This is a genomic window from Cytobacillus kochii (genome assembly GCF_020171845.1).
Lineage (GTDB): Bacteria > Bacillota > Bacilli > Bacillales > Cytobacillaceae > Cytobacillus > Cytobacillus kochii.
In genome coordinates this window covers 82649-95281 of sequence record NZ_JAIVAM010000005.1, presented here as the reverse complement: position 1 = coordinate 95281, position 12633 = coordinate 82649, and the positions used below count along the sequence as shown (strand labels likewise).

Genomic DNA, 12633 nt, shown 5'->3' with positions numbered 1-12633 from the left:
CAATTTGAAATTTTGTTCAGGTTTTCGGGAACGATAACAAAAGACCACAATAGAGGTCAAAAATTTTTGAAATTGGAAGGGAGTTTTACCCATGAATACAAAGTTGTTAAAATTACTGTCTGCATCTGCTTTAGCGGCGACAATGCTTGTAGGTTGTGGAGCAAACAACAATGAGCAAGATCCACCGCCAGAAGATAATGAAAATATTGAAGAGCCAGCAGAATTAGAGGATGGAAATGACATTAATAATAATGATCAAGACGATCTAAACAATGATGATGATGGTATGCTTGAAGAAGACAATAATACAGATGAAAATTTAAATGAAGAGGCACCTGCGGACGAAGAAAACAAAGATAATATGTAAATAAAAAAGAGGTTCCGATTAATCAATCGGAGCCTCAAAAGTTTAAAGATATCCACACGAATATTTCGAGTATGTACATCTCAAAAAATCGGGTAGAGATCCTCGGAGAAAGCATATATTAGCTTTTCCTTATTTTTTATTACTCGTCAATCTTTGCGCTCTTTTCATTTGTCCTTTAAATTCAGCAAGAAGTTTTTCGCCGCTTAACCCTTTAGAAACGAGATCACTAAGTAATATCTCTGCGAATTCATTTCTTTTATGACGAATGCTCCCTAAGAAAAGGACACTCATATGTTCTTCAAATTCATTAATGGATGCAATTTTAGTTATGAAATGTGCTGGATCATTATCTTTTTTCGTAATTACTACTTGTAGCGGCACGTCGATTTCTTTTTTGCGGAGATTGGAAAAGAAGGAAAGGTGCTTTTTATCAATAAAGGCCTCGAGTAGCCACCGACTATTCTCATCCTCTTTATTAATAATGAGTCCGTCCTCCAATTCGACATCTACTAACTCATCCTCATCCCAAACCTGCATGGAAACTAGCTTAAATGTCTTCATGCGACCCCTCCCTTTCTCAAAAGTTAACTGAGTTGTCTAAATTATATCATAGAAGATATACAAAACGAAAATATCTTACAAAAGGTAAGTTATAGATTATTTACCCCTTTTTTAGGTCCCCTTCACACTTATAAAAAGAAATAGTATATGCTTAAGGAAAACAGATTGAAGGAGATAAAAGTTGGAAAAATATCGGACCAATACCTTACATTTTACATACCATTTCACATGCTCTCCCAATGAAATAACAGCAAGCGATAAACGTGATACTGCAAAAATTCTGTCGATAGATATTTTTTTTACAATAAAGATTAACAATCAATTATATTTCCAAGCAGATTTACCTGCCTTTGAATTTTATAAAGCATTGGCGAAATGGCAAAAGAAATGGTTGAAAAATCAACAAGCGGCATTTTATTATTTTTCAATTGAGTATGATGAAGGAGCTATTTTGGAAATGATTCCTTTTCATCAGTTAGCACGATTGAACACTAGCTGGCCAGAAGCTGAGATTTATCATGTTTTTGCCCACCAATATCTTGTAAACGAGCTAAGCTTATTAGAAGGAAATTTAAAAAACGATATAGAACGTTATTTTGATATTAAAATCAGTTCATTTATGCCTCATATTCCTTATAGAGAAGAATGTTGAAATTTGTCGAAATTTATCTTACCTTTATTGCAAAAGTTAATTTTTTGGCCTATTTTTATGGAAAAATTTAAATTCTGACCATCTATCCGCAGTTTTGAAAGCCTATCGTAAACGAAAATTATTTTTCCGTTTTTTTACAAGTGATACAACCTATATTAACCTAGTGTCAGAAAGGAGGAGGATGATGAATCAAGTTGGCATTGTTGGAAGGTTGACGAAAGAGCCGGATTTAAGACTTGTATCAGATGGAAGGTCAGTGGCAAATATAACGGTTGCGGTCAATCGTCAATTTCGCAATCAAAATGGAGAGGTAGAAACTGATTTTATTCAATGTACACTTTGGCATAAATCTGCGGAAAATCTCGTTCAGTATTGTACGAAAGGGTCGCTTATAAGTGTTGCTGGCAGATTACAATCAAGATCATATGAAAAGGATGGAAAAAGAAAGTATGTGATGGAAGTGATCGTCGAGCAAGTGCGTTTCCTCGATAATCGAAAGAAAGAAAAACAACAAAGAGAGGAGATGAATCCAGATGACTCAAGAACAAAAAGTGATGGAAACACTCATAGAGAGTCTTATCAAAATGCTTGGTAATGCAAACTATCGAATGAGTGAGATGGAGAGTAGACTGGCACAATTAGAATGTATATTGAAAGAATCGTATGATAGAGGAAGAAAAAGAGCTTAAAGGAACCTCAATTTACTTTTATCCCCTTATTACCCTCTATTAGAAAGAATCAATGAACATCCTCATCATATCCCCAACTTGAAGCAGTGCCTATCGCACTGTTTTTTTCTTGTAAGTATTAGGATGACAAAAAAATGGCGTCGTTTATAGGATATTTAAAAGTAAGTTTTGAAGTTCAACAAAATAAGAAAGCAAGTGGAGAATGGAGAAATCTACACTTAAATAGGAAGGCTAAGTCATTGTAGCAAAAGGGTGCTATAAAACACTTAGCAGTATAGAACCATGACAATATATCATTTTTCGTTTCCTTTACTTTTTTATGCTGAAAAAAAGTGCGCTTGTTATAGTTACATTTCTCCACTATACCATTTACGATTTCCCGTTTGTTTTTATTTTGAGAGAGGAAAAAGTGGGTATATGTGAATGGTTCATTAATAAAAAATATTTCGAATTATAAAATAATTATATTTTACTAGGCAAATTAGCATAAATTGGTACTTTAGTACTCTAAAACTAAATTTTTCCTTATGTTAATTTAATAGAGAAACAAAAAATTCTGAATTTTATTTACAGAGGGGGAGTTGAATGTTGAAAAAAAGCAGGATTCTTGTCGTATTAATGGCCTTTTTACTTATTTTCTCTGGATCAGTGTCAGCAGCAGTACCTGAGAAGAAGGTAGAAAATACTAAAGGGAAAGAAAATCAGCTCAATCTACAAAAAATAGAAAAAACGGATGCAGAGGAACAATATAAGAAGTCTGATATTGTTCGTGTAATTGTCGAAATGGATAGTGAGCCGACCATTGCATACGCACAGAAAACAAAAAAAACATTTAAAGAACTACCCGCAGCAACTAAGAAGAAACTGACAAACGAGAAACTAGCAGAACAAAAAGCGGTGAAGCAAAAAGTTAAAGACAACAAAGTAAAGCTCGTCGAACATGAAAGTTTCACAACAGTTGTGAATGGATTTAGTGCAGATGTAATGTATGGGGATATTGAGAAAATTAAAGAAGTAAAAAATGTATCCTCTGTTGAAATAGTGAATGAATATGAACGCCCAGAGGAAAAACCTGACATGGTTTACAGTAAAGAATTGGTACAAGCTCAAGAGGCTTGGAGAGAATATGGTTACAAAGGTAACGGTATGGTTGTCGGGGTTATTGATACAGGTATTGATCCAGATCATCAAGATATGATTTTATCAGATGAGACGGAAGTCGATTTAACAGAATCTAAGGTTAATAGAATAAAAGCAGATAACGAGCTACCGGGAAGCTATTATACTGAAAAAGTACCATATGCTTACAATTATATGGATGAAGACGAAGTAATCGGTGATGTGGCTGAAGGAGCAAGTATGCATGGTATGCACGTATCAGGGACAGTAGGCGCAAATGGGGATGAAGAAGATGGTGGAATTAAAGGTATTGCACCGGAAGCGCAAATTCTCGGTTTGAAAGTATTTGGTAACGATCCTGAATTCGGTTCTACATATGGAGATATCTATGTAAAAGCCATTGATGATGCGATTATTTTAGGAGCGGACGTATTAAATATGAGTCTTGGATCAACAGCAGGATTTGTTTCGCCAGAATCTGCTGAATATAAAGCGATTGAGCGAGCAGTTGATAATGGCGTCCTGATGTCTATTTCAGCTGGTAACTCTGCTCATTTTGGAAATGGCTTTGCCAACCCAACGCCAGAAAATCCTGACTTTGGTGTAGTTGGTTCACCAGGAGTATACACAGATTCATTACAAGTGGCATCTTCTGAGAATTCATTTATGGATCTCGATGCCATTAAGGTGAATATAAATGGCGAAGAGGTGGATGCTCCATTTCTTTCAGCTGGTGACAAGCACCCTAACGATATCGACACAAAAACGTTCGATGTTGCAGATGGAGGACTTGGTTACCCTGAGCAATTAACAGACGTTGCAGGAAAATATGCAATGATTCAACGTGGAGAATTGTCATTCGTTGATAAGGCGGTAAATGCACAAGCGGCAGGTGCTGTTGGCGTAATTATCTATAATAATACAGATGGTTTCGTCAATATGCAGACAGATCCAGCTATTACAATTCCACAATTGTTTATGCCAAAAGTAAATGGTGATCCAATTGTTGAAGCGCTTCGTGCTGGAGAAGAAGTGACATTTACTTTTACTGGTGAAAAAACAACAGCACCAAACCCTGAGGCAGGCAAGATGAGTGCCTTCACTTCATGGGGAGTGACACCGAACTTAGACTTTAAGCCTGAAATTACGTCGCCTGGTGGGCAAATTTACTCGACATTAGAAAATGGCCAATACGGCATGATGAGTGGTACATCCATGGCAGCTCCACATGTGTCTGGTGGTGCAGCACTCGTTCTACAAAGAGTAGATGCTGACTTTGGTTTAACAGGTTATGATCGTGTATATACAGCGAAAAATATTATGATGAACACATCTCAACCAATCGATGATCAAGGCCTTGTTAATGAGTCACTTGAGTGGGATGTTCCTTATTCCCCTCGTAGACAAGGATCGGGCATCATGCAATTACACTCCGCTCTTTCTACACCAGTCGTTGTAACAGAGGTAGAAACGGATGAGGCAAAGGTGGCCTTAAAAGAAGTTGGGGATACTTTTGAGTTCACATTGCAAGCAGAAAACTTTAGTGATGAAGACGTCACTTATGACGCAGCTGCAAATATCCAAACGGATTTTGCTGCATATGGAGAATTAGGTTGGAATCCAAATGAACTTGAAGCACAAGAATTATTAAATGTTGAGGTTACTGTTGATAATCAAGAATCGGCTGAAATAACTGTTCCTGCAGGAGAAACAGTTACGTTTACCGTTCAAGCAGATGTAAGTGATGCACAAGTAGTTGAACCGAGCCAAACGGGTAATTGGACAACACCAGTTGATGTTGATGAAGTATTTCCGAACGGTTATTTTGTAGAGGGGTATGTGACATTAACTGATTCAGCAGATACTCACCCAGAACTTTCTGTACCATATGTAGGATTCAAAGGTGAATGGGATCAATCCCCAATATTAGATGGATTAAAGTATGATGAATCATCCTTCTATGGTATGGGTGGTGCTGTTTATGAATCTGGCGACAGTTACTATTATCTTGGTTATGACCCTATAGCTGATGCGTATAAAGCAGATAAAGTAGCAATTTCTCCAAACGGAGATGGTGTGCAAGATGCCATCATTCCTGCCCTATCATTCTTGAGAAATGCCCATCAAGTGGTATTTAATGTATTAGATGAAGATGGTAAGCAATTGCGCAAGTTGAGAACAGACAATGATCTGAGAAAAGACTATTATGACGCTGGTCAAGGTAGTTATTACAAAATTAACTCAGCATGGAAATGGGATGGAAAAGTCAAAAATAAACTTGCTGCAGATGGTAAGTATTATTTTGAAATTAAATCTGTCATTGACTTCCCTGATGCTGAATGGCAGTCAGTAAAAATTCCGGTTATCATTGATACAGTGGCACCAGAATTGGCATTCAAAGTGACTGAGGGAAATAAAAAGTTAACGATTAATGCATCGGATCATGAAAAAGGTTCTGGCGTATCTTATCTTGATATTTTAATAGATGGTGAGTCTGTATTAGAGACACCGCTTGCAGGGGATACAAAGGAATATACATTCTCAGAACCATTAGAGGTTGGTTCGACTGTAACCGTACAAGCATTTGACTATGCGGGCAATGTAACAACGAAGGAGCTAGAAGTGAAACCTGCCGATCAAAAGGCACCAACTGTTCGTTTAACGACTCCTGAAGCTTTAAGTACAGTGAATACAAATGATATTCAATTTACTGGTACCATTACTGATGAATCTGAGATTAGTGAATTTACTATTGCAAGTGAGGAAGTAGAACTGACTTATGATCAAGAGAAGAAACAATATACTTTTGATACAATTCTTCATTCTGAAGACGGTGCACCTTCCTTTGCCATTAAGGCAGTCGATGCAGCAGGGAATGTGGCCCAGTTCAAACGAACAGTTTTAGTAGATGCAACCGCACCAGAGGTTGAGGTACTTGGATTACCTGAAAGTGAATATATTGAACATGATGCCGAAAATCCAGTTGTGGATGTAAGAGTAGCCGATAATTTTGATCAAATTCGTCTTTATTTAGATGGCGATGAGATTTATTTCAAAGAATTCCAAGAACCTTATGAAATGAGAAGCTTTGAACATGTTGTGGCAGATATTGAGCTTGAATTACAAGACGGAGCGAATGAATTTACGTTCGAGGCAACTGACATTGCAGGCAACAAAACGGTACAAACAGTTGAATTATACAAATTAGGTGAAGGGGAAGAAGCACCTAATGGAGACACACCAAACAACCAATTCCCGATTTCTCCAGAAAAGCCTGGAAATGTTGTGAAACCAACACTACCAGGTAGCGGAGGTGGCATTAAAGCACCGAATCCACTACCAACAAATCCAATTGCACCAGGAAAACCTGTGATTGGTGGTAAAATAGGGTTCTAAATGAGCGTAAGAGTCTAGCAGATTGCTAGGCTCTTATTTATTTGCGTATAGAAAAGACTAGAAATGGGTGAAGGGGTATTCAGTAGTTAAATGAAAATAAGGGCCAGTGGGGTTAGCAAGTCCCTCAGAAGGGAAACTAGAGATGAGCGCGTAGCAAATAGTGTTTTGTGAGTCTTTCAGAAGGGAAACTAGAGATGAGCGCGTAGCAAATAGTGTTTGAGAGTCTTTCAGAAGGAAAACTAGAGATAAGCGCGTAGCAAATAGTGTTTGTGAGTCATTCAGAAGGAAAACTAAAGATGAGCGCGTAGCAAATAGAGTTTGTGAGTCACTCAGAAGGAAACCCAGAGATGAGCGCGTAGCAAATAGAGTTTGTGAGTCCTTCAGAAGGAAACCCAGAGATGAGGGAGTAGCAAATAGTGTTTGAAAGTCCCTAAGAAGGGAAACTAGAGATGAGCGCCTAGCAAATAGGATGTGTGAGTCCCTAAGAAGGGAAACTAGAGATGAGCGCCTTGCAAATAGGATGTGTGAGTCCCTCAGAAGGGAAACTAGTGATAAGCGCGTAGCAAATAGAGTTTGTGAGTCCCTCAGAAGGGAAACTAGAGATGAGCGCGTAGCAAATAGGATGTGTGAGTCCCTCAGGAGGGAAATTAGAAATGAGCGCGTAGCAAATAGTGTTTGAGAGTCACTCAGAAGGAAACCGAGAGATGAGCGCGTAGCAAATAGGATGTGTGAGTCATTCAGAAGGGAAACTAAAGATAAGCGCCTAGCAAATAGTGTTTGAGAGTCACTCAGAAGGAAAAATGAAAATGAGCGCGTAGCAAATAAGATTTGTGAGTCCCTCAGAAGAAAACCCAGAGATGAGCGCCTCGCAAATAGGTTTAGCAAGTCCCTCAGAAGCAAAAACAAAAATGAGAGCGTAACACAACCCATACAGACATGCCATCACATGTGCGAACGGCCATCCGAACAGCCATCTAATTAAAAAAGAAAAACAACCATTTTCCAAAAGGATATTCAGCAAACTTTGTCGAAATGGTCATAAATACCTATAAAGAGGAGGTGAAGTCATGAATAAACCTCTTGTCTACCAAAGAAAAGAAGTTCTATGTCCGCTTAGTTTTTACGATGCCCTCCAATTAATCTCAAATCCAACCTCTAAAGATTTCCACCGTGTTTCCTTCCAACAACACACATCCATCCAACGAATTACTCCCATCAATGATCCGTTATTGAAGCAAACGCTATTTATGTGTAACGAAGCGGTTATCTTCTTAAGTAATCATAAGAAAGATAAGCAGGAATTAAAGGCTTAAAAAGAAGAAGCTGCCCGAATAAGGCAGCTTCTTCAACACACTATGACAGCAAGATCAAATCGCGTAACTCATCTGTAGATAATTCTGTTAACCAGGCTTCACTTTGAATAATTTGTTCATTAAGTGATTGCTTCTGATCAAGCATGCGGTCAATTTTTTCTTCTAATGTTCCTGTGCATATTAACTTATGGACATGGACAAATCGTTTCTGCCCAATTCGATAAGCGCGGTCAGTCGCTTGATTTTCAACAGCAGGATTCCACCAGCGGTCATAATGAATGACGTGGTTTGCAGCGGTAAGGTTTAGCCCCGTTCCACCAGCTTTTAATGATAAAAGAAAGACCGGGAACTCCTTGTTTTGGAAACGTTCAATCATGATATCACGATTCCCTTTAGGCACACTGCCATTCAAAAAAGGGACTTCAAAGCCATATTTCTTCTCAAGCAGTTGTTGAATCATATGCCCCATCTCGATGTATTGCGTAAACACTAAGCAGCTTTCTCCTTGCTCGTGGACAGCAGCAATTAATTCATCAAGTTTCTCTAATTTTGAAGAGCGGGAAATTAATGCATGATTTTCGACTTTTTCCTTTAAATAGAGAGCTGGGTGATTACATAATTGCTTTAGGCGACTAAGTAACTGTAAGATAAGTCCCTTTCTTTCAAAACCAGTTAGCTTTTCAATCTGCGCAAATGTATCTTGCACTAATTGCTCATAAAGAGCAGCCTGTTCTGAAGTGAGTGGACAATATTCCTTCTGTTCGAGCTTGTCGGGCAGATTTAACGCCACTTCTTCATCTTTCTTCGTTCTACGTAAAAGGAAGGGACGAATATATGCTTGCAGTTGTTTAACTTTTTCCTCATCCTGGTCTTTTTCAATCGGAAGAACAAAGCGTTTATGAAAAGCACCTAGACTACCAAGGTAACCATGGTTGGTAAAGTCAAAAATGGACCAAAGCTCAGAGAGACGGTTCTCCATGGGTGTTCCTGTTAAGGCGATATGATGCGTTCCCTGTAATTGCCTGACGGCTTGCGATTGCTTTGTTTGGGCATTTTTAATATTCTGTGCTTCATCAATACTTACAGAACTCCATTCGATTTCCTTTAGGCTATCAATATCTAAGTGAGTTAACCCATACGAAGTAAGCACAACATCTGCTTCCTTCACTGCTTTTTCTAATACTTTCCCTTTGGCACGATAAGAACCGTAATGAAGATAAACATTTAAATCAGGAGCAAACTTTTCAAATTCCTTTTGCCAATTTCCTAAAACAGAAGTAGGACAGACAATAAGGGCAGGTTGTGTATGATTTCCGTCCTCTTGCTCTTTTACAGCCAGTATATATGAAATTAATTGGATCGTTTTTCCAAGTCCCATATCATCAGCAAGGATGGCACCAAATTTAAACGAACGTAAAAATAATAACCAGCTCATGCCGAGTTTTTGATAGGGCCGTAAGTCGCCTGCCAATCCAGCTGGAATAGGTTCAATGGGGATATCATGAATATTCCGTAGTTGATTAACCATTTTCCTCCATTGACGATTTAATTCTATTTGTACTTTGGCGAATGCCCGCTGGCTTTGTGCTTGATCTTCATCATTTTCCCCACCAAGCAATTCTTGTTCGATTAAATCCCGGACATGAAGTCCTTCTTGCTCGGCTTTCTTCATTAAACTTTGAATATGTTTTACGAAATGGGGATCAAGCTTAATCCATCGGCCGCGAATATATATAAGGCGACGTTTTTCTTCAACCATTTGCCGAAATTCTTCTTCAGATAGTTCGACACCATTCATTGAGAAGCGCCAATCATAATCAAGCATAGCCTGCAATCCAACAAAGGATGGCCTGTGACTGCTTGATGCTTTAACCTTTGCCTTTACATTCATGCTTGCCTTTTTCATTGCTTGCCACCAAGAAGGAAGAAGGATTTCAACGTCAAGAGCAAGTAAGGTCTCACTCGCTTCAGTTAAGAATAACCATGCTTCTTCCTCTGTAAGTTGAGTGGTCAATTGTTGTTTCTTTCCTTCTAACCATGGAAACATCTCGAGAATACGGATCATTTCCTTGTCTACTTCCCTCTCATAATCGAGCCAACCAGGAGGATAATTCCCTTCATCTTTGTAATCAACAAAAAGATCTGGATTTTCTTTTCCTCTTAAAAATACCGAAAGGGACCATGTGAGGTCATCTTCTGCTGGCTCCTCAAGTTTAATCCCGAGTGAAAATGGTGTAAGAATTTCTTTTATCCCTATCCATTCCTGCCACTTTTCTTCATCAAAATACGCAGCTAATGCTCTTGCAGAGAGATGCTCGTTGCGTAAAGCAAGTAGCTTCTCTCCGAACGCCGCTTTCGCCTGCTTGTTTTTTTGTAAATAATGGTCAAGGGCATGATGGAAAAGCTGCTGAATCATCGGTTTGATTGGTTCACCTAACAATGACTGTTCCCAAAAATCAGGGTGAAATTCATTAATGACGTCAGCTGGCAATGCCCAGCGAAAGTGGTCACTTTCCCAAGCATCAAAATCGGGCATCCATTGACGCTCATCGATGCAATCTTTGAGGATAGGAGCAGCAGCTAGTAGAATCTCTGCTGTTTCATCCCATTTCCAATGAATAAAACGATTAAACTGCTCGTTAGAAAATAATGTAACAATCTCCCAACTATCTAAAAGAAAGCCACTGATACCCTCGATAGTTTTTTCATTAATCATCGTGCCAAAGAAGCTTTCGCGATGAGAGTAAAAAAGCATGGGCTTCCAGTCAACAGGAGGTATCGTTCTTTCCTTATCATCTTTAGCGAAAATGAAAAAGGCATCCGCTTTAATCATATTTATTTGTATGGAGATCATCCTCGTTTTAAGCATGAATTAGTTTCCCTCTTTTACATTCTTCCTGAAAAGCACGTAGTCGTTTTGTACTTTCTAACAGCTCCTCTAGGAATTGTTCCCATTCACTAGCCAATGATAATTTTTCATAAAGTGAACGAAGTTTTTGCATTTTCTTCACTGCTTGACGGTATTGCTCACGACTTTTTAAATGGATATCGTGTTGGATTGCTTGATGGTATAAGGGAAGTAGCAATGTGGGCTCTGCTTTTTCAAGACGCTCTAGCCGCTCTTGTGAAATGTCAGTGAGTCGGATGCTGAGCAGTGCTTGGAGATCCACCCATTTCTCCCATTGTTCATATTCATATAAGAAATCATCGTAATAATAAAAGCTATAAGGTAAAGTTTCAGTTAAAACTTTTTCGTATAAGTCATTCCGTTTTGTTTGTTGGCAATAAGGTGTAATGACCTCTAAAACCATTTTTACGAGGTCTGAGCATTTATGAAAATCATCTTCTTCCTCTAAATATTTAATTGCATAAGGAAGAAGTGTTTCGATATATTGTTCTGCACGTTTCCATTCTTTTTGAGCATTTAGTTGATATATCCAATAAAAGAAATAAGGTGTATAATCATAATCGCCCTCATCGATCAATTGAAACACTTTTTGATCATCATGTAGTAAAAAATGTAAATGAGCCATGCCGATAATACATGATAGCGAGGCATCAGTTTCATATAGTGTACGTAGTTTCTCTAACTCTTCTTCACGCCAACTCTTTTGTTTGAAAAATTGTGTCCAAAGTCTACGGTATAGTTGAATTCTTTCAAATTGAACAATCTCAGAACGATGGTCTATTAAGGCTGTTGCTTCATTTCTTAACCGTTCGATAAATGGATCAAAGGCAAATGGGACTGTTTGCTGGGAAAGTCTTTCCATCATGACAGAGGACTCTTCCATTAAGTCTTGAAAAAGGTGGAGATAATGGCGTTCTATCTCCTTTTCACTATGTTTACATTCATTAGCAAATTGTTCGAGTAGCAGAAATGTATGCATGCTACCAATTAATTGGTATAGCAATTTCCATTCTTTTTTTATAGGGGCATAGGCATTTATTTTTCGTAAATATATATAAAATAAATCAGAAACGACGTATGGCTTTGGATATTGTCCAGATTGATACATAATTTGCTGGAAATTCTCTGTAAAGGTACGAATCCAATTATCATAATCAGGTTGTTTTGTTGGATTCGTTTGCATAAGGTCACGTGCGCGCTTCAAGCCAAGGTCAGCTAAGGTCTTCCGTTCCTTAATGGGGGCACGCCAACTCTCTATCCAATTAGAAACACTGTTATTTTTCGCTAACAAATAAAAGAATACCGCCATCATATGTCTACAAGTACCTTCCGCAGGACAAGAACAACGACTTATGTGATAATCTTCTATATTAAGGGACACTTGGACTCGGTTTACATCTAATACAGCTGCTGTGATGGAGTGTGACTCATAGCGAATCTGCTTCACGAGCCCTTGACGGTATAGAATTAACCCTTTTTGCACAAGTGCTTGATCAGTAGCTGCGTGTGCGTCTAGCTCTTCCTTCACTTTGCGTGCCATATCCTCTAACGGCTCTAAAAAACGCTCAGGAATCCCATTATCCATAGCCTTCACTCCATTCACATCAATTTTTGTACCTTTTTAGCAT

Annotated in this window: 9 protein-coding genes; 6 read left to right on the top strand and 3 right to left on the bottom strand. The window is 38.4% G+C overall.

The genetic code is table 11. The features are described from left to right. Positions 1–91: 91 nt before the first annotated feature. Positions 92–367, top strand: a complete 276-nt coding sequence (locus tag LCM23_RS09465; RefSeq protein WP_224936739.1) for a hypothetical protein — start codon at positions 92–94, stop codon at positions 365–367. A gap of 129 nt (positions 368–496) precedes the next feature. Here the strand turns inward: LCM23_RS09465 and LCM23_RS09460 are convergent, their stop codons facing one another. Then, positions 497–928: a YwpF-like family protein gene (locus tag LCM23_RS09460; RefSeq protein WP_095371620.1), complete on the bottom strand. Its 432-nt coding sequence runs from the start codon at positions 926–928 to the stop codon at positions 497–499. Between the two features lie 181 nt (positions 929–1109). Between LCM23_RS09460 and LCM23_RS09455 the strand changes: the two genes are divergently transcribed. From LCM23_RS09455 to LCM23_RS09435, 5 genes are all read left to right on the top strand, one after another. Continuing rightward, a complete protein-coding gene (locus tag LCM23_RS09455) occupies positions 1110–1580 on the top strand; it encodes a DUF7878 domain-containing protein (RefSeq protein WP_224936738.1) in 471 nt (156 codons plus the stop codon). Positions 1581–1764: 184 nt separating this feature from the next. Continuing rightward, positions 1765–2175: a single-stranded DNA-binding protein gene (locus LCM23_RS09450; RefSeq protein ID WP_373370929.1), complete on the top strand. Its 411-nt coding sequence runs from the start codon at positions 1765–1767 to the stop codon at positions 2173–2175. Then, positions 2114–2269: a hypothetical protein gene (locus LCM23_RS09445; protein WP_224936945.1), complete on the top strand. Its 156-nt coding sequence runs from the start codon at positions 2114–2116 to the stop codon at positions 2267–2269. The genes LCM23_RS09450 and LCM23_RS09445 overlap by 62 nt, the downstream gene beginning before the upstream one ends. A 585-nt stretch (positions 2270–2854) precedes the next feature. Then, the gene (locus LCM23_RS09440; RefSeq protein ID WP_224936736.1) at positions 2855–6784 is read left to right on the top strand and encodes a S8 family serine peptidase; all 3930 of its coding nucleotides are present in this window, start codon (positions 2855–2857) and stop codon (positions 6782–6784) included. Positions 6785–7851: 1067 nt separating this feature from the next. Beyond that, entirely contained in the window at positions 7852–8097 is a 246-nt protein-coding gene (locus tag LCM23_RS09435; RefSeq protein WP_224936735.1) for a hypothetical protein, read from the top strand. A 40-nt stretch (positions 8098–8137) separates the two neighbouring features. Here LCM23_RS09435 and LCM23_RS09430 read toward each other — a convergent pair whose 3' ends face one another. Beyond that, positions 8138–10966 carry a DEAD/DEAH box helicase gene (locus tag LCM23_RS09430; protein ID WP_224936734.1) on the bottom strand — a complete coding sequence of 943 codons (2829 nt, stop codon included), beginning with the start codon at positions 10964–10966 and terminating at the stop codon, positions 8138–8140. Further along, on the bottom strand, positions 10959–12590 hold the full coding sequence (locus LCM23_RS09425; protein ID WP_224936733.1) for an SWIM zinc finger family protein: 1632 nt from the start codon (positions 12588–12590) through the stop codon (positions 10959–10961). Before LCM23_RS09425 ends, LCM23_RS09430 begins: the two co-directional genes overlap by 8 nt. Positions 12591–12633: the final 43 nt, after the last annotated feature.

Bases quoted from the DNA above. Each gene is read 5' to 3' on its own strand.
- LCM23_RS09445 (WP_224936945.1), top strand. From the start codon at position 2,114: ATGACTCAAGAACAAAAAGTGATGGAAACACTCATAGAGAGTCTTATC.
- LCM23_RS09435 (WP_224936735.1), top strand. From the start codon at position 7,852: ATGAATAAACCTCTTGTCTACCAAAGAAAAGAAGTTCTATGTCCGCTT.
- LCM23_RS09425 (WP_224936733.1), bottom strand. From the start codon at position 12,590: ATGGATAATGGGATTCCTGAGCGTTTTTTAGAGCCGTTAGAGGATATG.
- LCM23_RS09465 (WP_224936739.1), top strand. From the start codon at position 92: ATGAATACAAAGTTGTTAAAATTACTGTCTGCATCTGCTTTAGCGGCG.
- LCM23_RS09450 (WP_373370929.1), top strand. From the start codon at position 1,765: ATGAATCAAGTTGGCATTGTTGGAAGGTTGACGAAAGAGCCGGATTTA.
- LCM23_RS09440 (WP_224936736.1), top strand. From the start codon at position 2,855: ATGTTGAAAAAAAGCAGGATTCTTGTCGTATTAATGGCCTTTTTACTT.
- LCM23_RS09460 (WP_095371620.1), bottom strand. From the start codon at position 928: ATGAAGACATTTAAGCTAGTTTCCATGCAGGTTTGGGATGAGGATGAG.
- LCM23_RS09430 (WP_224936734.1), bottom strand. From the start codon at position 10,966: ATGCTTAAAACGAGGATGATCTCCATACAAATAAATATGATTAAAGCG.